Below are 22,229 nucleotides of genomic sequence, written 5' to 3' on the forward strand. Positions count from 1 at the left end.
GGAGCGCGCAGATCGGGTCGATCTCGGTGACGATCACGCGCGCGCCCTGGCCCCGCAGCGACTCCGCGCAGCCCTTGCCGACGTCGCCGTAACCGCAGACGACCGCGACCTTGCCGCCGATCAGGACGTCGGTGGCGCGGTTGATGCCGTCGATCAGGGAGTGGCGGCAGCCGTACTTGTTGTCGAACTTCGACTTGGTGACGGCGTCGTTCACGTTGATCGCCGGGAAGAGCAGCGTGCCCTCGTCCATCATCTCGTAGAGACGGTGGACACCGGTGGTGGTCTCCTCGGTCACGCCGCGGATCTCGGACGCGAGCTGCGTCCACTTCTGCGGGGCCTCGCCGAGGGTGCGGTTCAGCAGGGTGAGGATGTGCGCGTATTCCTCGGAGTCCGCCGTGGACGGGTCCGGGGCCGCGCCGGCCTTCTCGAACTCGACGCCCTTGTGGACCAGCAGGGTGGCGTCACCACCGTCGTCGAGGATCATGTTCGGGCCGCCGGTGGGGGTGTTCGGCCAGGTCAGCGCCTGCTCCGTGCACCACCAGTACTCCTCCAGGGTCTCGCCCTTCCAGGCGAAGACGGGGACGCCCTGCGGGTTCTCCGGGGTACCGTTCGGGCCCACCGCGATGGCGGCGGCCGCGTGGTCCTGGGTGGAGAAGATGTTGCAGGAGGCCCAGCGGACGTCGGCGCCGAGGGCGACGAGGGTCTCGATGAGCACGGCCGTCTGCACGGTCATGTGCAGGGAGCCGGTGATGCGCGCCCCGGCCAGCGGCTGGGCGGCCGCGTACTCGGCGCGGATCGACATCAGGCCCGGCATCTCGTGCTCGGCCAGCGTGATCTCCTTGCGGCCGAACGCGGCAAGGGAAAGGTCTGCGACCTTGAAGTCCATGGGTGCTGCTCCTCATGGTTCGAGAGGGTGGGTACGGCTGAGCCGTGCGCCTGCCGTGCCTGAGCAGGGGGCGGCGCACCGAGCACAGTCCGTCGGGGGCCCTCTCTCCCCTCGGCCGGTCGCGAGACCGCCCGACCGCCATCAGCAGCGACGCCTGACACTGATGACGAATCTACACCGATCGAAGCAGCGCGCCCCAGTCGGCCGAGGGGGAAGTCTGCCGGGGTTTCAGGTCTTACGGCGGCGTTCCGTACGCTGCCCGCGCACACGGAAGCTTCTGAGGGGGATGAGCCGATGGAACGCAGGCGCGGCCGGAGACGGGGCATCTGGGCGATCGTGCTGTTGGTGGCCGGCGGCCTGCTGGTGATCGGCGGGCTGATCTGGGCGGCGATGTCGGACCGGCACCCCGACGTGGCGTACGAGAAGCACGTCATCGCGAGCCAGAACATGCGGCCGACGTACGAGGAGGGAAGCACCGGCTGGTTCGCCATGGGCGGCGGCGGCCACGAGCTGGAGATCGGGCGCGGAGACGTGGTGCTCCTGTCGGTTCCGGAGTGGGTGCCGGACGGGCTCCTGCTGTCCCGGGTGGTGGCGGCCGGCGGCGATCGGATCGAGTACCGGCGGGGCGAGACCGCGCTCAGGCTCAACGGGGAGCCGCTGGACGAGCCGTACGTCCTGGACCGGTCACTGCCGTCGACGGTGCCCTTCGACGTGACGGTGCCCGAGGGGCGGATCTTCCTGATGGGAGACAACCGCGGGAACTCCTTCGACTCCTCGCTGCGCCCCGGGAAGGAGCAGGGCACGGTCCCTCTGTCGGCGGTCCGCGGCGAGGCCGTCGCGCGGCCGACGGATCTCGTGGTCGCGGGCGGGGTCATGGTGTTCGGGGCCGTAGCGTTCCTGGTCGGGGGCGGGCTGGGGGTCTGGGCGCTGGTGGTGCGCCGACGGCGTCCGGAGCCGGTCCTGCCGACCTGGCCCGTGCCCTGACCTGATCCTGAGCGGCCGGGGCCGGGGCCGGGGCCGCCGGGGCCGCCGGGAACGTAACGAAGGCCCCCGCGGGCTGCTGCTCGCGGGGGCCTTCGGGCGTCCGTGGATGTGGATCACGTGGATTACTTGGCGGCGGCTTCCGGACGGTAGATGTCCGGCTCCAGGTAGATCACCCGGGCGATCGGGACGGCCTCCCGTATGCGCGCCTCGGCGGCGTCGATCGCGTGCGCCACCTGGCTCGCGGTCTCGTCGTGCTCGACCGCGATCTTGGCGGCGACCAGCAGCTCCTCCGGGCCCAGGTGCAGGGTGCGCATGTGGATCACGCGGGTGACGGTGACCCCGTCGACGAGCGCGGCGTTGATCTTCTCGATCTCTTCGGTGCCCGCGGCCTCACCGAGCAGCAGGGACTTGGTCTCGGCGGCCAGGATGATCGCGATGACGATCAGCAGGGCGCCGATGCACAGGGTGCCGATGCCGTCCCAGACGCCGTTCCCGGTGGCCAGGGCGAGGCCGACGCCGCCGAGGGCCAGGACCAGGCCGACGAGGGCCCCGAAGTCCTCCAGGAGGACGACGGGCAGCTCGGGTGCCTTGGCGCGCCGGATGAACTGGGTCCAGGTCTGGCGGCCGCGGAGCTCGTTCGACTCCGTGATCGCGGTGCGGAAGGAGAAGGACTCGGCGATGATCGCGAAGAGGAGGACGCCGACGGGCCAGTACCAGGCCTCGATCGGGTGCGGTTCCTCGATCTTCTCGATGCCCTCGTAGATGGCGAACATGCCACCGACGGTGAACAGGACGATGGAGACGAGGAAGGCGTAGATGTAGCGTTCGCGCCCGTACCCGAAGGGGTGCTGCGGCGTCGCCTCGCGCTGGGCCTTCTTCCCGCCCAGGAGCAGCAGCGCCTGGTTTCCGGAGTCGGCCAGCGAGTGGACGCTTTCCGCGAGCATCGACGAGGAGCCGCTGAAGAGGAATGCCACGAATTTGGCCACAGCGATGGCGAGGTTGGCGGCGAGTGCCGCCACGATCGCCTTGGTACCGCCCGACGCGCTCATGGGTGCAGGGTGTCCTTCCTAGCCACTGACTACCGGCCGCACATTGTTGCAGCTGACACCGGGGTCGCTGCGTCAGACCAGCACGGTGGCACGGAAGACGGTACCCGTTCCGGACAGTTCGGCCTTTTCGCCCACCGGTACGAAGACCGACTCGCCGGGGGACAGGGACAGTTCGCCGACCCGCGGTGAACCCGCCGTGCACAGCAGGATCTGCGGGGTGTCCCCGGGGAGCACGCGGGAGGCCCCGCCGGGCGCCAGGAGGAAGCGGGAGAGCCGGAATTCGTCGATGGGGGTCTCGTAGACCTCCTCGCCTTCGTCCTCCGGGCGCAGCAGGTGCGGGTCGCCCGACTCCAGCTTCACGATCTTCATCAGCTCCGGCACGTCCACGTGCTTGGGGGTGAGGCCCGCGCGCAGCACGTTGTCGGAGTTGGCCAGCAACTCGACGCCGAGGCCCTGGATGTAGGCGTGCGGGATGCCCGCGCCGAGGAACACCGCCTCGCCCGGCTGGAGTCGGAAGTGGTTGAGCAGCATGGCCGCGATGACGCCCGGGTCACCGGGGAACTCGTGGGCCAGAGCGACGTACGGGGCGTACGGGCCGCCCAGGCGCTCGGCGGCGGCCGCGACCTCGGTGACGGTGTGGGCCATCTCCTCGCGGTCCGCGGTCAGGACGGCGGTGAGCATCTCGCGCAGCGCGGCGTCCTCGGGGTGGGCCCGCAGCAGGTCGGCGTACGGCTTGAGCGAATCGACCCCGAGGCCTTCGAGCAGATCGGCGGACTGCTGCGGCGGCCGGAAACCGCACAGTCCGTCGAACGGGGTGAGCGCACAGAGCATCTCGGGCTTGTGGTTGGGGTCCTTGTAGTTGCGGTGGCCCGCGTCGATCGGGATCCCGCGGCGCTCCTCGTCCTCGAAACCGGCCTTGGCCTGGGCGAGGTCGGGGTGGACCTGGAGGGAGAGGGGGGCGCCCGCAGCGAGGATCTTGAGGAGAAACGGCAGCCGGGGACCGAACTTGGCGACGACGGCGGCGCCCAGCTCACCCTCGGGGTCGGCGGCGATGACCTCCGACAGAGCCGTCTCCCCGGCGCCGCGGTCGACGCGGGAGGGGGCGCCCGGGTGGGCTCCCATCCACATCTCGGCCTGGGGCTCACCGGTGGGCTCCACGCCGAGGAGCGTGGGGATGGCGGTGGTCGATCCCCAGGCGTAGGGGCGGATCGTGTTCGTCAGGCGGTCCATCGTCGTCTTCCTGGATAGAGCCGGGTACGGACGTACCTCAGCTGTGACCCGCGGAAGCCAACGCCAGGTAGGCGGTGGCGAAATCCGTGACGGCGAGGAGTTCGGCGAGCTGTTCCAGCTCCACGCCCTCCTCCGGTTCGAGTTCGCTGATGGCCGTGTCGTGGCTGAGGGCGAGCTCGCGGGCGGCGGGGGCGGCGCTGAGGCCGCCGGCCGGCCGGTCACGCAGCAGGACGACGCGGGCACGCAGGGCCTGGGGCTCTTCGACCCGGTCACGGAAGAAGTCTTCGGGGTCGGCGCCGGCGGCGAAGGAGCCGGCGAGCAGGACGCCATGGGCGGGGAGCGCCTCGGGGAGCGCCGCGGACAGTGCGGGACGGCCCGCGAGCTCGGCGAGGGTGGCGGCGAAGCGCCGTCCCGCCGGTCCGGCTCCGGCGCCCTCGCTCCAGATGAGGGGGAGGGAGTCGGCCAGCTCGGCCGCCAGGGTCTTGGCCGGGTTGGAGTAGGTGGCGATGGCGGGTCCGCAGCGCTCGGCGGTGCGGTCGAGCCGGTCGGCGACGAGCTGGAGGGTGTCGGGGGCGGCGGAGACCAGGCCCACCTTGTCGAGGAGCACCAGCAGTGGCGTCAGCAGGGCCCACAGGGCGCCGGGTCCGGCCGCCGCGGACTCGTCGTACTCCTGGTACGGGGCCTTGGCCATCGGTACGAGGAGTCCGTGCGCGCCGTCCACCGCCTCGCTCAGCGGTGAGCGCTCGGGGGCGACCGCGACGACGCTGCAGCCGCGCCGGTAGGCCTGCTCGGCGAGGAGGCCGAGCCCGGGCTCGGTGCCGTCGGTGGTGGCGATGAGCAGCAGGTCGACGGGGCCGGCCCAGCCGGGCAGGGCCCAGCGCAGGGCGCCGGCGGCGTGTGCCACGCCGGTGGGGTCCAGCCGGGTGACGGGCGCGGAGGCTCCGGCGAGGGCGCCGAGCAGGTCGGCGACGCCGGTGGCGGCCGTGCCGGGCCCGGCGATCAGGACGGAGCGGGGGCGGCCGTCCGGGTGAAGGTCGCCCAGACCCGCCTCGGCCGCGTGCCGGGCCGCGGTGCGGACCCGGGCCCCGGCTTCGGCGGCGCCGCGGAGCAGGCCCCGCCGGTCGGCGCGGGCTAGATCATCCGGTGCGTCGAGGAGCGACTCGTCGAGCATGGTGGCCTCCGGCTGTTGTGTGACGGAACCAGTCTGCGCGTCTCGTGGTGCGGAGGGGAGCGGCGCGGCCTAGGCGGGGCGGCGGGCCTCGTCCACGAGGAGCACGGGGATGCCGTCCCGGACCGGGTAGGCGAGGCCGCAGTCCTGGCCGGTGCAGATCAGCTCGGGGGCCGTCTCGTCGGCCGACTTGTCCTCAAGGGGCGAGTGGCAGGCGGGGCAGGCGAGGATCTCCAGAAGACCGGCTTCGAGCGGCATGGGGCGCGTTCCCTTCGAACATGCGGATTGGGCGTGGTCAGCGTACCGCCGAGTCACCTCCGGTGCGGTGTTGTGCCGTCCGCAGGTGCCGCCGGGGCGGGTGTGGCGCCGCGGCCCGGGCTCCGCGCGGCGCGATCCGGGCTCCCTGCCCCGGGCGTGGGCGCCGGGCGGGGCCGGCCGGTGCGGCCTCGGCGCCGGGCGGGGCTGGATCCGCGCGGGGCGCGGTCCGGTCCCGCCCGGCACTCCCATCAGGCCCGGATGAGGGACAGGACCTCGTCGCGGACCTTGGCGAGGGTGGCCGTGTCGCGGGCCTCGACGTTGAGGCGCAGGAGCGGCTCGGTGTTGGAGGCGCGGACGTTGAACCACCAGTCGGCGCCGGTGACGGTCAGGCCGTCCAGCTCGTCGAGGGTGACGCCGTCGCGGTTGCCGTAGGCCTCCTTGACGGCGGCGAGGCGGGCGGCCTGGTCGGCGACGGTCGAGTTGATCTCGCCCGAGCCGGCGTAGCGGTCGTAGGAGGAGACCAGCTCGGACAGCGGGCCGTCCTGGCCTCCGAGGGCCGCCAGGACGTGGAGCGCGGCGAGCATGCCGGTGTCCGCGTTCCAGAAGTCCTTGAAGTAGTAGTGCGCCGAGTGCTCGCCGCCGAAGATGGCGCCGGTCTTGGCCATCTCCTCCTTGATGAAGGAGTGGCCGACGCGGGTGCGGACGGGGGTGCCGCCGTTCTCCCGGACGACCTCGGGGACGGACCAGGAGGTGATCAGGTTGTGGATCACGGTGCCGGTGCCGCCGTTGCGGGCGAGCTCGCGGGCCGCGACCAGGGCGGTGATCGCGGACGGGGAGACGCCCTCGCCGCGCTCGTCGACGATGAAGCAGCGGTCGGCGTCGCCGTCGAAGGCGATGCCGAGGTCGGCGCCCTCGGCGAGGACGCGGGCCTGCAGGTCGACGATGTTCTTCGGGTCGAGGGGGTTGGCCTCGTGGTTGGGGAAGGTCCCGTCCAGCTCGAAGTACATCGGTACGAGGTCCAGCGGGAGGCCCTCGAAGACGGTCGGGACGGTGTGGCCGCCCATGCCGTTGCCCGCGTCGACGACGACCTTGAGGGGGCGGACGCCGGTGAGGTCGACCAGGCCCTTGAGGTGCGCGGCGTAGCCGGTGAGGGTGTCCTGCTCGGTGATCGTGCCGGGGACGGTGCCGGCCGCGATGGCGGGGGCGCCCTCGTCGGACCACTTCTCGACCAGTTCGCGGATCTGCGAGAGGCCGGTGTCCTGGCCGACCGGGGCGGCGCCCGCGCGGCACAGCTTGATGCCGTTGTACTTCGCCGGGTTGTGCGAGGCCGTGAACATGGCGCCGGGCAGGTTCAGGGAACCGGAGGCGTAGTAGAGCTGGTCGGTGGAGCACAGCCCGATGAGGGTCACGTCGACACCGCGGGCGGCCGCGCCGCGGGCGAAGGCGGCGGACAGGCCCGGGGAGGAGGGGCGCATGTCGTGGCCGATCACGATCGCCGTGGCGCCGGTGACCTCGACGAACGCGGCACCGAACAGCTCGGCCAGGGACTCGTCCCACTCGTCCGGTACGACACCGCGTACGTCGTACGCCTTGACGATGTTCGAAAGATCTGCGGCCACTGCCTGCCCTCCTGAAGGTCCTGTGCGGTACGCAAACCTACCCTGCCCACTGCGGGGCCCTTCAGGCGATCGGAGTGTCAGGAATCGGGCGAACGCAGGACGCGCAGGTGTCCGCGACGGGTCTCGCCGCCGCCCGGGCCCCCTTGGCCGGTAGCTCCCCCGGAGTCCTTCCGGGCGGATCCCCAGGCCTCGGCGGCGCGCTGGGGCGGGCGGGCCGCCTCGCGCACCGCGTTGGCGAGGGCTTCGAGGTCGTCGCCACTGGGGCGCGACGGCGCGGAGCCGTCGGACAGGCGGACGACTTCCCAGCCGCGCGGGGCGGTCAGGCGCTCGGAGTGCTCGGCGCACAGGTCGTAGCAGTGGGGTTCGGCGTAAGTGGCGAGCGGGCCGAGAACTGCGGTCGAATCGGCGTAGACGTACGTCAGTGTCGCGACGGCAGGGCGGCCGCACGCGGTGCGCGAACAACGACGTACAAGGCTCACGACGTTGGACGGTACCGCACTCTTGACCGGGCCGCGACGACTCTCCCGCCGCTCACTCCCCCGTGTCGTACTGGGAGATACCCTGCGGGGGTGACCGACAGCCCTCTGACTTCCCGTCCCGCCGAGCCCCCGGCCGAGCCCCGGCCGCGTCGGCGGGACCGGCACGGGCGCGGGATGCGCGGGCCCGTGGCGCCGCCGCAGGTGCCGCTGTCGGCGAGCCGGTCGGAGCTGTTCGGGGACCTCGTACGGGACTCCGTGGAGCGGCTGGAGCGGCGCTGGCCGCAGCTGGCCGAGGTGGAGTTCCTCGTCGGTGACGTGCCGGGGCCGCCGGGTGGCGCGGACGGCGGCTGGAACGACGAGGCGGTGCCGTTGGGCGCGGTCGCGGAGCCCCGCCAGGGCCTGCCGGCCCGGATCGTGGTCTTCCGCCGACCGGTGGAGATCCGTACCAAGACGCGGGACGAGAAGGCGCTGCTGGTCCACGAGATCGTGGTGGAGCAGGTCGCGGAGCTGCTGGGACTCTCGCCGGAGACCGTGGACCCGCGCTACGGCCAGGACTAGGGGCTGTCTGACGGTCCTGGTGTAGCGCGGGGCCGAGCGGTCAGCGGGTCAGGACCGACAGGTCCTGCGTCGCTCTGGGGACCGAGACCGTGGAGTGGTCGTCCGACAGGGTCTGGACGGTGAACATCGCGATGCCCTCGTGCGGGAGGGACAGGGTGCGGGCCGCGTGGACCGGGCCGCCGGAGAGGGTCTCGACGGTGAGGGCGTAGGAGCCTTTGGCGCCCGCCGGGGCCACGGTCACCGTCTGGGTGGTGCCCGCCTTGACGGTCACCTCCTGGGAGGACGCCTCCCCGCCGCCGGTGCCCGGCGAGGCCGTCACCTTGACCTTCGCGTCCTTGTCGCCCGGCGCCGTCAGCGACAGGACGGTCGCGTTCTCCTCGGGCCGGTTGTCGGCCACGGTCGCCCGCGTGCCCACCGGCCCGGAGGCCGGGACGAAGCCCAGATCCTGCTTCGCGCCGGTGCCGCGCACCACCCGTACCGCCGCGACCAGTGGGGAGACCTTCTTGGCGTCGACCGGCGTCAGCAGCAGTGAGCCCGGCTCGCCGCGGGTCACGTCCTTGAGGTCCACGCTCGCCGTCATACCGGCTTTGACGTGCAGTTGTTCGTTGCCCGCCGGGGTGATGGCGCCGCCGGGCCCGGCCAGTCGGATCTTCAGGTCCGCGTCCTCCTCGCCGGGCACGAAGGCGACCAGCCTGACGGAGGCGGCATCGGCCGGGATGCCCGGCAGGACCAGGGAGCCCGCCGGGTCGGTGGCGGCGGGCAGCCAGTCGGCGCCCACGCCTTCCTCGCCGACCTGCACGGAGGCGCCGACCCGGCCGGCCCGGGTCGTCACGTGGGCGGTGGCGTCCGCGAGCTGGGCGCCCGGGATCAGGGAGGAGAGCAGGACGGACTTGCTGGACTTGGGGTCGATGCGGATGTTCTCGCTGGTGCCCGCGTCGGGCTTGGCCACGCCGTCCGGGCCGAAGAGCTTGATGTCGACGACGGCGGCGGCGTCGTCGGGGTTGGTGAGGTGGACGTAGTCCTCGCGCCCCTTGGCGGTGCTCACCGCGGGGAACCAGAAGTCGGTGCCGGGAGCGGTGCAGCCGGCGCCGAGGACGCCCCGGGCCCGGCCGACGGAGACCTTGGTGGTCAGCTGCGCGGTCCAGCCGGGGGCGAGGATCCCGTCGGCGCTGCCGGTGAGCGCGGGGGCGTCGGCGCCGGAGGCGGTGGCCCCGAAGGGCTTGCCCGCCTCCTTGGGCTCCAGCACCGGCTTGGCGTCCTTGGTGGCGCCGAGCAGCCGGGCCGAGCCCTTGCCCTCGGCGGATCCGGCCGCGCCGGGGGTGAACGCCGTGTACGTGGTGTCCGCGATGTCCGAGGAGCTCGGCGCCGGGCAGACCAGCAGGGACCGCTCCACCGGCATCCGGGCGGCGGCCGCGGCCTTGCCGTCGGCCGCGGTGCCCCCGGTGGCGGGGGCCGTGAGGGCGGCGACGCCGGTGAGGGCGGCCAGCGCCGCGGTCACGGCCGCGAGCGTCAGGGGTGCGCGCTGCTTCACTGCTGGGGGCTCCCGTCCGGACGCGGGTCGTACTGTCCGTAGGTGTCGTACGGGTAGGGGTACTGCTGCTGGTCCGGCTCCTGGACCGGCTGCTGTTGCTGCGGGTACGGGTACTGCTCGTACCCCGGCGCCTGCCCGCCGTACGGCTGCGCCTGCGGCTCGTAGGCGTAGCCGCCCTGGTCCGGGTGGGGCTGGTAGGCGTACGCGTCCTGCCCGTACGCCTCGTCGCCGTACACAGGCTGCGCCGGGATGTCCGCGTACGGGTCGGCGGCCACGGCGGCCTCGACCGGTGCGGGGGCGGGCGCGGCCTCGGCGCGCAGGCGGCGGGCGCGGCGGCCCTCGCCGGCCTCGCCCGGGCCGGGCTGGGCGGGGATCGCGGCCTCTTCCTCGGGCAGGTCGTCGTCGAGCCGTTCGCGGCGGCCGGGCAGGGCCATGACGAGCAGGACCAGGGCGAGGACGCCCTGCGCCCAGTGCCAGACGGTCCGCACGAGGGAGTGCTCGTGGACGAGGTCGAGGCGGCCGGCGTCGGCGGGCAGTTCGAAGCCCTGTGCCCAGCCGTCGAGGGTCTTCGGCTTGAGGGGCTTGCCGTCGAGGGTGGCCCGCCAGCCGGAGTCGGCGCGGTCGGCGATGCGCAGCACGCGGCCCGCCTCACCGGCCGGGATCTTGCCGTGGGCCTCGACGGGACCGGCGGCGACCGGGATCGGGGCCTCGCCCTGCTTGCCGGAGACGATGACGGCGCGCGGCAGCCAGGGCTCGACGCCCCAGAGCGCGGTGCCGTCCTGCTGGTGGCGTCGGCTGAGCCCCGGGGTGGCGTCGAGGACGCGGCGGATGTCCTCGGGTCCGCCGGGGCGGAACATGACGAAGCGGATGGCGTAGGCGCTGAGCTGGCTGGACTGGTCGGCGCCGGAGCCGGCGACGAGGTTGGAGACGACCTTGTCGAGGCGGGGGTCGCTGCCGGTGCGGGCGGCGGTCTCGGCGTCGCCGAGGCGGCCGCCGGAGCCGCGGACGAGGCTGTAGGAGACGGTGGCGGGCGGGTCCACGGCGAGGATCAGGGTGCGGGTCTGGTTGTCGTCACCGCCCGCCTCGGCGACGAAGGCGGGCACCTGCACCGGGTCACGGCGCTGGAGCGGGCCGTCCGCTCCGCCGATGAGCCAGCCGGCCGCGGCGAGGAGTGGTCCGGCGGCGGCGGTGAGGGCGATGAGCGCGGCCAGCGGCTGGCGCCAGCCGAAGTTGCGGGCGGCGACGCGCTCCCTGGCGCCGTCCGCGCCGAGCGCGGCGGCCGCCAGCAGGGCGAGCCCGTAGACGAGGGTGGCGGGTCCGGCCCAGGCGGTCCGGTTGAGGAGCACCGCGAGGAGCAGCCCGGCGAGGGCGGTGGCCCAGGCGGCTCGGACGGCGAACCGCCGGTCGGTCCGCAGCAGGGCGCCCAGGGCGGCGAGGACGATGCCGAGCAGCAGCACGCCGCCGGTGGTGCCGGGGCCGCCGGGGCTGGTGCCGAGCAGGTCCAGGGCGGAGGCGGAGCCGGTTCCGTAGGGCAGTCCGGCCTCGTGCAGCAGGCGGCCGGGGTGAGTGAACAGGCCCAGCGACCAGGGGGCGAGCACGAGGACGGGGACGGCGAGGCCGGCGATCAGCCGCGGTCCGTACGTCTTCCACTGCGCTCGGCGCATGACCAGCGCGGCGACTCCGAGGGCGGCGGCGAGCGGCCACGCGACGGGGGTGAAGGCGGTGGCCAGGCTCAGCAGGAGGGTGTACGTCCACACCGCGCGCCAGCCGGTCCGTTCCCCTTCGGCTCCGCCGAGGGCGAAGGCGGCGACGGCGGAGCGGGCGATCAGCGGGAGCAGGACGGCGAGGACGGCGGTGCCGAGGCGGCCGCCGGCGAGGGCTCCGGTGACGGCGGGCAGGAAGGCGTAGGCGACGGCGGCCCAGGCACGCAGCAGCCGGGATTCGACGAGCGGCCGGGAGGCGAAGTACGCGGTGAGTCCGGCCAGCGGGACCGAGCCGACGAGCAGCAGGGTCAGGGCGGCCTGGGTGGAGCCGAAGAGCAGGGTGGCGAAGGCGCCGAGGACGGCGATGTACGGGGGTGCGGGGGCGGTGGAGCCGGTGGAGACGGGCTGCCAGCCGTCGGTGTAGGCGCGCCAGAGCTCGGTGCTGCTGTCGGGGGCGGGGAGCAGGGCGCCGCCCATGAGGGAGCCGCCGCCGATGAGGGAGCGGCAGGCGGCGAGGGAGACGAGCAGGAGGAGGCCGAAGAGGACGGGCGCGGGGTTGCGGGCGATCCGCTTGAGGCGCGCGAACCGCTCGGTGTCCCGGAAGTCGTCCTCGCCGGGCGCGTTGAGGATGCTGCCGCCGCCGTGCCGGCCGGCGGGGGCGGCTTCGGTGTCGCGGCCGTCGGCGAAGTAGCCGGCGAGCTGTTCGGCGTTGGCCCGCAGGGAGGCGCCCGGCGGGGGGAAGAGCGGGCGCAGGTCCGCGGCGGGGACGACGGGACGGCGGCGGCGCCTGCGGGCGGCGAGGATCCGGCCCGGGCGGAGCAGGGTGGCCAGGAGGCCGGTGAACTCGTCGACGGCCTGGCCGGGGGCCTTGCCGACGAGGTAGGCGAGGGTGCGCAGCACGGTGCCGAGCAGGACGCGCAGCAGGACGTAGGGCAGGGCGCGGCCGGAGCTGTTGGCGAGCATCGTGTAGACGGCGCCGGCCTTGTCGACGCGGTGCGGGCTCGCGCTCGTACGGCCCGCGCAGTCGACGGTGCGGCGTTCGCGGGCGGAGGCCTCGGCGTGGCGCATGACGGCGTCGGGGGCGACGAGGACGGTGTGGCCGGCGCTCTGGGCGCGCCAGCAGAGGTCGACGTCGTCGCGCATGAGGGGCAGGCGTCTGTCGAAGCCGCCGAGCTCGTCGTAGACGTCGCGGCGCACCAGCATGCCCGCCGTGGAGACGGACAGGACGGGGCGGACCTGGTCGTGCTGGCCCTGGTCCTGTTCGCGGCGGTCGAGTCCGGTCCAGCGGCGGCCGCTGCGGGCGATGGTGACGCCGGCTTCGAGGAGCTGCTTCTTGTCGTACCAGCCGCGCAGCTTGGGGCCGATGACGGCGGCGTCGGGGTTCTCCTCGGCGACGCGGAGCAGTTCGGTGAGGGCGTCGGGCTCGGGCGCGCTGTCGTCGTGCAGGAGCCAGAGCCACTGGACGGGTTCGCCGTGGGGGAGGTCGGGGAGGTCGTACGCGTCGTCGCGCCAGGTGCGGCTGACGGGGTCCCAGCCGCTGGGGCGCTTGAGGTACGGGAGGTCCTCGGGGGTCAGCGTGCCCGCGCTGCGGGCGGATTCGTCGACGGCGGTGCCGAATCCGGTGCGGCGGGCGAGGTGCAGGACGCGTTCGTCGCCGAACGCCTCGGTGAGCAGCCGCGCGGATTCGTCGGCGCTGCCGGTGTCGGCGGCGATGTGGTTCTGCGCGGGGCGTTCCTGGCCGAGGAGGCCGGCGAGTGTCCGGGGCAGCCAGCGGGCGCCGTCGTGGGCGACGAGGACCGCGGTGACGACGTGCCGGGGGAACTCGGGTGTGGCGGGGGCCTGATAGGAGGCCGCCGACTGGCTGTGCAGGGACATCGCGCTACTGGCCCTCCGGCCTGGGGGTCCTCCCGGACGGAGTCCGGGGGGAGGGTCCGGGGGTGGTGTGCCCTCGGAGGCTGCTGGACAGCACCCCACACTAACGGCTGGAAAAGCGACGGTCCGCCTCCTGCGGGGAAGGTGCAGGAGGCGGACCGTTTGCTCTGCTCGGTGAGTTGCAGGCCGGGCAGTTCGATATGTCGTGCGATGTGCGGTAGGTGCGGAAGGTACCTGTTGGGAAGCGTCCCGGGCGGATCAGACCGCTGCCTTTTTCAGCCGGCGGCGCTCGCGCTCGGACAGACCGCCCCAGATGCCGAATCGCTCGTCGTTGGCGAGGGCGTACTCAAGGCATTCGGAGCGGACCTCGCAGGCCAGGCAGACCTTCTTGGCCTCGCGGGTGGAGCCGCCCTTCTCGGGAAAGAAGGACTCGGGGTCGGTCTGGGCGCACAGTGCGCGCTCCTGCCATCCGAGCTCCTCGTCCGCCTCCTCGACCAGCAGTTCCTGAAACAGCTCGGTCATGTGCGCCCCTCGCTCTGTCTGTGCGTCCCCGTGGTGATGTCGTTACTGATCGCTACGTAACGACACGAGTGAAATTACAAGTGCGTGGCTCCGGAGCAGTCAAGCCGAGATCTGCTATTGGGCCCCTTATTCACTCTGCGGAACCAAGCCTATGCAGAAAGTGTTCATATCGCCAAAAATCGTGACACATGCAACGGGCGTCACATGATGCCCGCCTTTACCCCTAATCCACGCGTCACCCCGGGGCAGGGTTGCGATCCAGCCAAAGAAGCGGCGCAGATCACATTCCGGTCACGAAGCTGCCGGATCTGGTTTGAGCTCGATTGCAGCGCCACATCCCCGGACACCGACTGCACAAACCTTTCTCCGCGCACAGCAACCGGATGAGGTGAAACTTTTCCCCCGAACCGGACATTGGGTTGACAGTCCGACCCTCGACCCGCTCTCCTTGTTCCCATGTCAGCGAGCGCAACCACCACCCGAACCCCCATTCGTGGGTTCCTGTGCGCTGCCCAGGTTCGCTGTTGCTGTTGCAGCTGTTGATGCCTCCGGAGCCCCGGCTCCGTACCGCTCCAGCCAGCCCCCGCAGCAACCGCCAGCACCACTGACATCCGTCGAGGTATCCCCACGATGAACAGCGCCAGCACCCCCACGTACGCCGAGAGCGACCTCCAGATCGCCGGCGACATCCTCGCCGTCCAGCACCTCCTCCAGCCCGCCCGCGAGCACCCGGCCACCGTCGCCGAGTTCGTCGGCCTCGCCCGCTCCATCGCCGAGGACCGCGCCTCCTGGGAGCACCTCGTCCAGTACGACGCCACCACCCGCTGGTACCACCGGCTGCGCACCGGCCCCGGCTACGAGGTCTGGCTGCTCAGCTGGGTCCCCGGCCAGGGCAGCGGCCCGCACGACCACGGCGCCTCCTCCGGCGTCCTGACCGTCCTCGAAGGCGAGCTCACCGAACACCACACCCGCGGACAGCTCGCCCTCGGCGCCGGCTCCCAGCGGGTCTTCGCCCCCGGCTACGCCCACGAGGTCGTCAACGACACCCTCGAAGGCGCCGTCAGCCTGCACGTCTACTTCCCCGGCCTGACCGAGATGCCGATGCACAGCTGCTCCCCGGCGCGCCAGGAGTCCGTCCCCGCCTGACCCCGGCCCGGCCCGACCACCGCCCCTCGACGACAGCCTGCGGCTGACAGGCCCGCCCGTCGCCCGACCACCACCCCTCGACGACAGCCTGCGGCTGACAGACTGTCTGCATGCGCATTGTTGTTCTGGCCGGCGGTATAGGCGGCGCCCGGTTCCTCCGCGGCCTCAAGGTCGCAGTCCCCGACGCGGACATCACCGTCATCGGCAACACCGGTGACGACATTCACCTGTTCGGGCTCAAGGTGTGCCCCGATCTGGACACGGTGATGTACACCCTCGGCGGTGGCATCAACGAGGACCAGGGCTGGGGCCGCACCGACGAGTCCTTCACCGTCAAGGAGGAACTCGCGGCGTACGGGGTCGGGCCCACCTGGTTCGGCCTCGGCGACCGCGACTTCGCCACCCACATCGTCCGTACGCAGATGCTCGGCGCGGGCTACCCGCTGAGCGCCGTCACCGAGGCCCTGTGCGACCGCTGGCAGCCCGGGGTACGGCTGCTGCCCATGTCCGACGACCGGGTCGAGACCCACGTCGCGATCACCGATCCCGACACCGGCGAACGGCGGGTCGTCCACTTCCAGGAGTACTGGGTCCGGCTGCGCGCCGCCGTGGACGCGGAGGCCGTCGTCCCCGTCGGGGCCGAGCAGGCCAAGCCCGCGCCGGGCGTCCTGGAGGCCGTCGCGGCCGCCGACGTGATCATCTTCCCGCCGTCGAACCCGGTGGTCTCGGTGGGGACGATCCTCGCCGTGCCCGGCATCCGGGAGGCCGTGGCCGCCGCCGGGGCGCCGGTCGTGGGCCTCTCCCCCATCGTCGGGGGCGCGCCGGTGCGCGGAATGGCGGACAAGGTGCTGGCCGCGGTCGGCGTGGAGGCCACGGCCGCCGCGGTCGCCCGCCACTACGGGACCGGGCTGCTGGACGGCTGGCTGGTGGACACGGCCGACGCGGACGCCGTAGCCGAGGTCGAGGCCGCCGGGATCCCCTGCCGCGCGGTGCCGCTGATGATGACCGACCTGGCGGCCACCGCGGAGATGGCCCGGGCGGCGCTGGAGCTGGCGGAGGCCTCGCGGTGACCGACGCGCACGCCTCCGTCGCGCCCGTTCCCTCCTACGAGGTGCGGGCCGTCGACGGGATACCCGAGGTCAGGCCGGGCGACGACCTGGCGAAGCTGATCACGGTGGCCGCGCCCGACCTGCGGGACGGGGACGTCCTGCTGGTCACCTCGAAGATCGTCTCCAAGGCCGAGGGCCGGATCGTGGAGGCCCGCTCGCGCGAGGACGCCATAGACGCGGAGACCGTACGGGTGATCGCGCGCCGGGGCCCCCTGCGGATCGTGGAGAACCGGCAGGGCCTGGTGATGGCGGCCGCCGGGGTGGACGCCTCCAACACCGCCCCCGGCACGGTGCTGCTGCTGCCCGAGGACCCGGACGCCTCGGCCGCCGCGATCCGCGAGGGCGTGCGCGACGTCCTCTCCGTGGACGTGGGCGTGGTCGTCACCGACACCTTCGGGAGGCCCTGGCGCAACGGGCTCACGGACGTGGCGATCGGCTCGGCCGGGGTGCGGGTCCTGGACGACCTGCGCGGCGGCACCGACGCCCACGGCAATCCGCTGAGCGCGACGATAGTGGCGACGGCGGACGAGCTGGCCGCGGCCGGAGACCTGGTCAAGGGCAAGGCGGCCGGGCTGCCGGTGGCCGTCGTACGCGGACTGGACCGCGTACTCGGCGAGGGCTCCACGGCCCGCGACCTGGTGCGCCCCCCGGCCGACGACATGTTCCGGCTGGGCACCTCGGAGGCGGTACGGGAGGCCGTGACGCAGCGCCGTACCGTACGGGCCTTCACGGCCGAGCCGGTGGACCCGGGCGCGGTGCGGCGGGCGGTGGCGGCGGCCGTGACGGCGCCGGCCCCGCACCACACGACGCCGTGGCGGTTCGTGCTGCTGGAGTCCGAGGCCTCGCGGGTGCGGCTGCTGGACGCGATGCGGGACGCGTGGATCGCGGACCTGCGGTCGGACGGCAAGTCCGAGGAGTCCATCGCCAAGCGGGTGCGGCGGGGTGAGGTGCTGCGCAGCGCGCCGTACCTGGTGGTGCCGTGCATGGTGACGGACGGCTCGCACGACTACGGGCACGCCCGCCGGGACGCGGCGGAGCGCGAGATGTTCGTGGTCGCCATGGGCGCGGGCGTGCAGAACTTCCTGGTGGCGCTGGCCGGGGAGCGGCTGGGCTCGGCCTGGGTGTCCTCGACGATGTTCTGCCGGGACGTGGTGCGTCAGGTGCTGGGGCTGCCGCAGGACTGGGACCCGATGGGGGCGGTGGCCGTGGGTCACGCGGCGGAGCCGCCGCGGGAGCGGCCCTCGCGGTCCGCCGCCGACTTCATCGAGGTGCGGTAGGCCCGTACGGTCGGCGCGGTCAGAGCCTTCCGATGTCCGTCCGGGGCATGCGGGGCATGCGGCGGGGCGGTGTGTGACCGGCGAGGAGGATGAGGCGGGCGGCGCGGTGGCGCTGGCCTTCGTACGGGGCGAGGAGCTCCAGCATGGCGGCGTCGTCGGCGTCGCGGTCCCCGGCGAGGGCGTAGCCGATGATGCCGGGGAGGTGGAGGTCGCCGGTCGTGACGGCGTCGGGGTCGCCGTTGCTGCGCTGGAGGGTCTCGGCGGAGGTCCACGGGCCGATGCCGGGAACGGCCTCCAGCCGTCGCGCGGCTTCGGGCAGGGCCATGGCGGCCGCCTCCTCCAGGCGGTTCGCCACGCGGGCGGCCCGGACGATCGCCGCGGAACGCTTGGCGTCGACCCCGGCCTTGTGCCAGTCCCAGGACGGGATCATCGCCCAGGTGCGGGCGGAAGGCATGACGTGGAGGCCGAGGTCCTGCGGACCGGGGGCGGGCTCGCCGTACTGGCGTACGAGTCGGCGCCAGGCGCGGTAGGCCTCGTCGGCCGTGATCTTCTGCTCCAGCACGGTGGGGATCAGGGACTCCAGGACCAGGCCGGTACGGGTGAGGCGCAGGCCCGGGCGGCGGCGGTGGCTGGCGTGCACGAGGCGGTGGCGGGGGACGAAGACGGCGGGGTCGTCGCCGTCGCCGAGGAGCGCGGGCAGCTGTTCGAGGATCCAGTCGGCGCCGGGGCCCCAGGCCTCGGCGTGCACCTCCTGGCCGGGCCGCCCGGCCAGGCGCAGGGTGGCGGCGCCGTCGGGGGTCCGGGTCGCCCTCCAGACCGATCCGTCGGGGGTGGTGCGGAAGGTGGGGTCGGCGGGACCCCGTCTGAGCGGGCCGAGGGTGAGCCCGAGGTCGAGCGGGCCCCCGGGGGTCCAGCGGCGTTCCTTGGCGCCCGCGCCGACCGGGCGCCCCTGCCCGGCGGGCACTGCGGTCCGGCCGCCGCGCACGGTGGTGGGGGTGAGGGGATCGACGGGGTCGAAGCGGCCGGCCATGCGTCGAGCGTAGCCCTGCGGGGCCCCGCCCGGACCCGCGGTCGAGGCGCGGGTCCGGGCGGAGCCCCGGCAGCGGCGGCGCGCCCCGGACACCGCCCACCGCCGGCGGCTGCTAACGGCCCTGGAGCTTTGCCGAGGAGGTGCGGGTCGTCGGGAGTTTGCCGTAGAGCTTCTTGCCCGGGCATTCCGTCGCGAAGCCGTCCCGGTGGCCCGAGATGACGTTCATCTTCACGTTCGTGCCCTTGGCGTAGAGGTTGCCGCCGCCCGACTTCAGGGTGGTCTTCGCGCGCGGGTCCCTGCCGAAGAGGCCGAGCTTCCAGGCCGTGAGGCGGGCGACCGCCTCGACCGCCGCCGCGGGGGGCGCCGTGGAGGTGTACGTGCCCAGCACCGCGACGCCCATGCTGTCGGCGTTGAAGCCCATGGTGTGCGCGCCGAGCACCGGATTGGAGACTCCGCCCGCGCGGCCCTCGTAGACCGTGCCGCACTTGTCGACGGCGAAGTTGTAACCGAAGTCGCGCCAGCCGCTGCTGAGCACGTGGTAGCGGTACAGGCTGCGCAGCACCGCCGGGGCGTCCTTGCAGGCGTAGTTGTTGCCCGAGGCGCTGTGGTGGACGAAGGCCGCCTTCACGGTGTTCGTGTAGAGGAAGCCCTTCTCGCGCAGGCTCTCGTCCGCGCCCCACCCCTTTCGCGTGACGATCCGCGGGCGCGGACCGATGAACGGAACGGCCGCCGCGCTCAGTGCGCCCTCACTCGCGTAGATCGCGTCGGCGGTGGAGTCGGCCTTGTCGAGGGCGATGATCTCGTTCGCGCCCAGCTCGGCGTGCGGGAGGTTCGCCGCGGAGGACTCGGCCATCTCCATCGTCAGGCCGGGCGCAACCATGTCTCCCTTGTCGTCGCCGACGGGGCCGCCGTTCTTGCCGTCCGCCCCCGCGCCGGGCACCTCCGCGCCCGGGTCGATCAACTCGATCCGCATGCCCGTGGGGAGCCGGGACGGAGCGCGGCTGGACGGGGCCGCCGGTTCCGCCTGGACGCGGACCTCCACGCCGTCGGACTCGCCGACCCACAGCGGGGCGGTGGCGCCGCGGACCCGGCCGGAGCCGCTCTCCACCGCGTCGGGGTCGGCGGCGTGCTCGCTGTTGTGGGTCTCGACGTCCTGCCAGCCGGACCAGGCCGAGGTCTTCGCCGAGCGGGTACGGACCTGGACCCGGCCGTGGAGCTGGGTGGCGACGTCGTCCCAGACGACGCCGACCAGCGAGAACGTCTTGACCTCACGTGCGGCCAGGCCCTGTGCCTCGGGGAGTCGGGGCGAGGCGCTCATGCCGGGAACGCCGGGGGTCCGGTCCGCGGAGGGTCCCAGTGGGACGAGCGGCAGCGACTGGGTGGAGCCGGCGGGGGTGACTTGGGAGGCCTCGGCCAGGGCCGGAGTAGGAAGCGCGACGGGGAGGGCCAGTGCGGCAGCCGTCACGACGCCGATCGAGGAAGCAAGGAATCCACGCATGAAAAGGATGGTGAGCAGGCTCAGCCCCCGGCGCCATCCGGGAACTGACGCCCCGTCTGGTGACACGCCGGTACCCCTCCCCCGTACGGCGTAGTCACGGGCCGCCGGACGGAGGACGCGCCCGCGTAACCTGTGCCGGGTGAACTCCACTGACCGCACCCCTGCCGACCTGCTGCGATCCGCGCTCGCCGCCGATCCGGGCCGCCCGCTCGTCACCTTCTACGACGACGCCACGGGCGAGCGCGTGGAATTGTCCGTCGCCACCTTCGCCAATTGGGTGGCCAAGACCGCGAATCTGCTCCAGGGCGACCTGGGCGCCGGGCCCGGTGACCGGCTCGCGCTGATGCTGCCGGCGCACTGGCAGAGCGCCGCCTGGCTGCTCGCCTGCGCCTCGGTCGGGGTGGTCGCCGAGGTCGGCGGCGACCCGGCCGAGGCCGACCTCGTAGTGAGCGGGCCGGACTCGCTGGAGGAGGCCCGGGCCTGCTCCGGGGAGCGCGTGGCGCTCGCGCTGCGGCCGCTGGGCGGGCGGTTCCCGCAGCCGCCGGCCGGGTTCGCGGACTACGCGGTGGAGGTGCCGGGGCAGGGCGACCGGTTCGCGCCGTTCGCGCCGGTGGACCCCGAGGGGCCCGGGCTGGTCGTCGGCGGCGAGGAGCTCTCGTACGCGGAGCTCACGGACCGCGCCCGCGAGGACGCGGCGAGGCTCGGCCTCGGGGACGGCTCCCGGGTGCTGAGCGGGCTCGGCTACGACACGTGGGAGGGCCTCTCGGCCGGGCTCTACGCCGCTCTGGCGTCGGGCGGATCCGTGGTGCTGTGCCGGAATCTGGACCGGCTGCCGAAGGACGCGCTGGCGCAGCGGATCGAGAGCGAGCGCGTCACCCACACGGTCTGATCACTGCCTGACCGCGGTCGGCCCGCCCGTCACCCGGACTGGCCAACGGCAGGAACGGGCGATTTGTCACCCGCATGGTCCTAGACACACCCCTGCCCCCGGGCCGCTGCCACGGCCCGGGGGCAGGATCGGCAGTGGCCGTACTCACCCGTACGGCCCGCGGTCTCAGCGGCGAGGGGACGGACGCCAGTGTCGGACAGCGCAGGCATACCAGGCGGAACGCAGTCGGCCGCAGGCTTCCCGAAGCCTCCGCGCAGCCGTCGGCGCCGGCTGCTGCGCTGGATCGGAGTCGGGGCGGCCACCGTGGTCCTGGCGGGCTCTGCCACCGGGTGGTGGCTCTACCGCAAGCTCGACGGGAACATCACCGAGGACGCTTCGGCGGAGGCCGAGCTGCGGCGCTACGAGCGCGACCGCCCGGCGCACTTCGTGAGCGGCGCCCAGAACATCCTGCTGATCGGCTCGGACTCGCGCTCGGGCAAGGACAACGCCCGCTACGGGCAGGACCAGAGCGGGCAGCGCTCGGACACCACCATCCTGCTGCACCTGCCGGCGGACCGGCTGAGCGCGACGGCCGTGTCGATACCGCGGGACCTGATGGCGGACATCCCCGCCTGCCTGATGGCGGGCGGAAGCCGTACCCGCGAACAGTTCGCCCAGTTCAACTGGGCCTTCCAGTGGGGCGGGGCCGCCTGCACCATCCGTACGGCCGAGAAGCTCACCGGGATCCGGATCGACCACCACATGGTGATCGACTTCGGTGGCTTCAAACAGATGGTCGACGCCATCGGCGGCGTGGAGGTCTGCCTCAAGCAGCCGGTCAACGACTCCGAGGCCAAACTGAGGCTGCCCGCCGGGCGGCAGACCCTCCAGGGCGAGCAGGCGCTCGGCTTCGTGCGCGCCCGCTACAGCCTGGGCAACGGCAGCGACACGAAACGGATGGAGCGCCAGCAGCAGTTCCTCGGCTCGCTCGTCAAGAAGGTGCAGAGCAACGGGGTGCTGCTGAACCCGGCCCGGCTGTACCCGCTGCTGGACGCGGCGACCTCCTCGGTGACCACGGACCCGGGTCTGGCCTCGCTGCGCGGCCTGTACGAACTCGTACGGGGCGTACGGGACATACCGACCAACCAGGTGAAGTTCCTCACCGTGCCCCGCAGACCGTACTCCGGGAATCCGAACCGCGACGAGCTGGTGGAGCCCGACGCGGAGCGATTGTTCGAGCAGTTGCGGACGGACAGGCCCGTGACGGTCGCCCCGCCGAAGCCCGAGAACGAGATCGCGCCGGTGGAGTCCACGCCGAGCGCAGCCAAGACGGGCGGAGCAGATGAGGGGCGCGAGGGAACCGCCACGCCCTCCGCACCCGTCCCCACCTTTACCGGAACTACGGCGGGAGTCGCCGACTGCCGGTAAAGCAATCCCAAAAG

General features: G+C 73.2%; 19 protein-coding genes. 7 read left to right on the forward strand and 12 right to left on the reverse strand.

Features of this window, described 5'->3' with window-relative positions; genetic code table 11:
- Nucleotides 1-886, reverse strand: an 886-nt coding sequence (locus ACFYOB_RS14365) for an adenosylhomocysteinase (RefSeq protein ID WP_388559541.1), incomplete at its 3' end; no start/stop codon positions are given.
- 294 nt (nucleotides 887-1,180) lie between these two features.
- Here ACFYOB_RS14365 and lepB point away from each other — a divergent pair.
- Nucleotides 1,181-1,870 (forward strand): signal peptidase I, encoded by a 690-nt coding sequence (gene lepB, locus ACFYOB_RS14370; protein WP_388559547.1) that lies wholly within the window; start codon nucleotides 1,181-1,183, stop codon nucleotides 1,868-1,870.
- A 122-nt stretch (nucleotides 1,871-1,992) separates the two neighbouring features.
- Here lepB and ACFYOB_RS14375 read toward each other — a convergent pair whose 3' ends face one another.
- From ACFYOB_RS14375 to ACFYOB_RS14400, 6 genes are all read right to left on the reverse strand, one after another.
- Nucleotides 1,993-2,919 carry a cation diffusion facilitator family transporter gene (locus ACFYOB_RS14375; protein ID WP_388559550.1) on the reverse strand — a complete coding sequence of 309 codons (927 nt, stop codon included), beginning with the start codon at nucleotides 2,917-2,919 and terminating at the stop codon, nucleotides 1,993-1,995.
- Nucleotides 2,920-2,991: 72 nt separating this feature from the next.
- Entirely contained in the window at nucleotides 2,992-4,149 is a 1,158-nt protein-coding gene (manA, locus tag ACFYOB_RS14380; RefSeq protein ID WP_388559553.1) for a mannose-6-phosphate isomerase, class I, read from the reverse strand.
- A gap of 37 nt (nucleotides 4,150-4,186) precedes the next feature.
- Nucleotides 4,187-5,320: an SIS domain-containing protein gene (locus ACFYOB_RS14385; protein ID WP_388559556.1), complete on the reverse strand. Its 1,134-nt coding sequence runs from the start codon at nucleotides 5,318-5,320 to the stop codon at nucleotides 4,187-4,189.
- 69 nt (nucleotides 5,321-5,389) lie between these two features.
- Nucleotides 5,390-5,575, reverse strand: a complete 186-nt coding sequence (locus tag ACFYOB_RS14390; RefSeq protein ID WP_037797711.1) for a Trm112 family protein — start codon at nucleotides 5,573-5,575, stop codon at nucleotides 5,390-5,392.
- 248 nt (nucleotides 5,576-5,823) lie between these two features.
- Entirely contained in the window at nucleotides 5,824-7,194 is a 1,371-nt protein-coding gene (locus tag ACFYOB_RS14395) for a phosphomannomutase/phosphoglucomutase (RefSeq protein ID WP_388559560.1), read from the reverse strand.
- A 77-nt stretch (nucleotides 7,195-7,271) separates the two neighbouring features.
- A complete protein-coding gene (locus tag ACFYOB_RS14400) occupies nucleotides 7,272-7,673 on the reverse strand; it encodes a DUF3499 domain-containing protein (RefSeq protein ID WP_388559563.1) in 402 nt (133 codons plus the stop codon).
- A gap of 90 nt (nucleotides 7,674-7,763) precedes the next feature.
- Here ACFYOB_RS14400 and ACFYOB_RS14405 point away from each other — a divergent pair, with 90 nt between their 5' ends.
- The gene (locus tag ACFYOB_RS14405; RefSeq protein WP_388559565.1) at nucleotides 7,764-8,231 is read left to right on the forward strand and encodes a metallopeptidase family protein; all 468 of its coding nucleotides are present in this window, start codon (nucleotides 7,764-7,766) and stop codon (nucleotides 8,229-8,231) included.
- Nucleotides 8,232-8,271: 40 nt separating this feature from the next.
- Here ACFYOB_RS14405 and ACFYOB_RS14410 read toward each other — a convergent pair whose 3' ends face one another.
- The 3 genes from ACFYOB_RS14410 to ACFYOB_RS14420 all read right to left on the reverse strand — a co-directional run bounded on the left by ACFYOB_RS14410 (nucleotide 8,272) and on the right by ACFYOB_RS14420 (nucleotide 13,859).
- A complete protein-coding gene (locus ACFYOB_RS14410) occupies nucleotides 8,272-9,762 on the reverse strand; it encodes a DUF5719 family protein (RefSeq protein WP_388559567.1) in 1,491 nt (496 codons plus the stop codon).
- The gene (locus ACFYOB_RS14415) at nucleotides 9,759-13,340 is read right to left on the reverse strand and encodes a glycosyltransferase family 2 protein (RefSeq protein WP_388559569.1); all 3,582 of its coding nucleotides are present in this window, start codon (nucleotides 13,338-13,340) and stop codon (nucleotides 9,759-9,761) included. Before ACFYOB_RS14415 ends, ACFYOB_RS14410 begins: the two co-directional genes overlap by 4 nt.
- A gap of 255 nt (nucleotides 13,341-13,595) precedes the next feature.
- Complete coding sequence (locus ACFYOB_RS14420; protein ID WP_003983763.1) at nucleotides 13,596-13,859, reverse strand: WhiB family transcriptional regulator; 264 nt, start codon at nucleotides 13,857-13,859, stop codon at nucleotides 13,596-13,598.
- Nucleotides 13,860-14,489: 630 nt separating this feature from the next.
- Here ACFYOB_RS14420 and ACFYOB_RS14425 point away from each other — a divergent pair.
- The 3 genes from ACFYOB_RS14425 (at nucleotide 14,490) to ACFYOB_RS14435 (ending at nucleotide 17,391) form a co-directional block, all read left to right on the forward strand.
- A complete protein-coding gene (locus ACFYOB_RS14425; protein WP_388559573.1) occupies nucleotides 14,490-15,005 on the forward strand; it encodes a cysteine dioxygenase in 516 nt (171 codons plus the stop codon).
- Nucleotides 15,006-15,115: 110 nt separating this feature from the next.
- Nucleotides 15,116-16,075 (forward strand): 2-phospho-L-lactate transferase, encoded by a 960-nt coding sequence (cofD, locus tag ACFYOB_RS14430; protein WP_388559575.1) that lies wholly within the window; start codon nucleotides 15,116-15,118, stop codon nucleotides 16,073-16,075.
- Nucleotides 16,072-17,391: a coenzyme F420-0:L-glutamate ligase gene (locus ACFYOB_RS14435; protein WP_388559578.1), complete on the forward strand. Its 1,320-nt coding sequence runs from the start codon at nucleotides 16,072-16,074 to the stop codon at nucleotides 17,389-17,391. The genes cofD and ACFYOB_RS14435 overlap by 4 nt, the downstream gene beginning before the upstream one ends.
- A 19-nt stretch (nucleotides 17,392-17,410) precedes the next feature.
- Here ACFYOB_RS14435 and ACFYOB_RS14440 read toward each other — a convergent pair whose 3' ends face one another.
- Complete coding sequence (locus ACFYOB_RS14440) at nucleotides 17,411-18,421, reverse strand: DNA-3-methyladenine glycosylase family protein (RefSeq protein WP_388559580.1); 1,011 nt, start codon at nucleotides 18,419-18,421, stop codon at nucleotides 17,411-17,413.
- 112 nt (nucleotides 18,422-18,533) lie between these two features.
- Nucleotides 18,534-19,919, reverse strand: coding sequence for a peptidoglycan recognition protein (locus ACFYOB_RS14445; protein WP_388559583.1), 1,386 nt, complete (start codon nucleotides 19,917-19,919; stop codon nucleotides 18,534-18,536).
- A 139-nt stretch (nucleotides 19,920-20,058) separates the two neighbouring features.
- Between ACFYOB_RS14445 and ACFYOB_RS14450 the strand changes: the two genes are divergently transcribed.
- Together ACFYOB_RS14450 and ACFYOB_RS14455 are read left to right on the forward strand one after the other, a co-directional pair.
- A complete protein-coding gene (locus tag ACFYOB_RS14450; protein ID WP_388559586.1) occupies nucleotides 20,059-20,808 on the forward strand; it encodes a TIGR03089 family protein in 750 nt (249 codons plus the stop codon).
- Between the two features lie 189 nt (nucleotides 20,809-20,997).
- On the forward strand, nucleotides 20,998-22,215 hold the full coding sequence (locus tag ACFYOB_RS14455) for an LCP family protein (protein ID WP_388559589.1): 1,218 nt from the start codon (nucleotides 20,998-21,000) through the stop codon (nucleotides 22,213-22,215).
- Nucleotides 22,216-22,229 lie beyond the last annotated feature (14 nt).

It is taken from the genome of Streptomyces sp. NPDC006463 (assembly GCF_042870715.1).
Classification (GTDB): Bacteria; Actinomycetota; Actinomycetes; order Streptomycetales; family Streptomycetaceae; genus Streptomyces.

Coding starts and splice junctions, on each gene's coding strand:
- lepB (WP_388559547.1), top strand. CDS start 1,181: ATGGAACGCAGGCGCGGCCGGAGACGGGGCATCTGGGCGATCGTGCTG.
- ACFYOB_RS14375 (WP_388559550.1), bottom strand. CDS start 2,919: ATGAGCGCGTCGGGCGGTACCAAGGCGATCGTGGCGGCACTCGCCGCC.
- manA (WP_388559553.1), bottom strand. CDS start 4,149: ATGGACCGCCTGACGAACACGATCCGCCCCTACGCCTGGGGATCGACC.
- ACFYOB_RS14385 (WP_388559556.1), bottom strand. CDS start 5,320: ATGCTCGACGAGTCGCTCCTCGACGCACCGGATGATCTAGCCCGCGCC.
- ACFYOB_RS14390 (WP_037797711.1), bottom strand. CDS start 5,575: ATGCCGCTCGAAGCCGGTCTTCTGGAGATCCTCGCCTGCCCCGCCTGC.
- ACFYOB_RS14415 (WP_388559569.1), bottom strand. CDS start 13,340: ATGTCCCTGCACAGCCAGTCGGCGGCCTCCTATCAGGCCCCCGCCACA.
- ACFYOB_RS14420 (WP_003983763.1), bottom strand. CDS start 13,859: ATGACCGAGCTGTTTCAGGAACTGCTGGTCGAGGAGGCGGACGAGGAG.
- ACFYOB_RS14425 (WP_388559573.1), top strand. CDS start 14,490: ATGAACAGCGCCAGCACCCCCACGTACGCCGAGAGCGACCTCCAGATC.
- cofD (WP_388559575.1), top strand. CDS start 15,116: ATGCGCATTGTTGTTCTGGCCGGCGGTATAGGCGGCGCCCGGTTCCTC.
- ACFYOB_RS14440 (WP_388559580.1), bottom strand. CDS start 18,421: ATGGCCGGCCGCTTCGACCCCGTCGATCCCCTCACCCCCACCACCGTG.
- ACFYOB_RS14445 (WP_388559583.1), bottom strand. CDS start 19,919: ATGCGTGGATTCCTTGCTTCCTCGATCGGCGTCGTGACGGCTGCCGCA.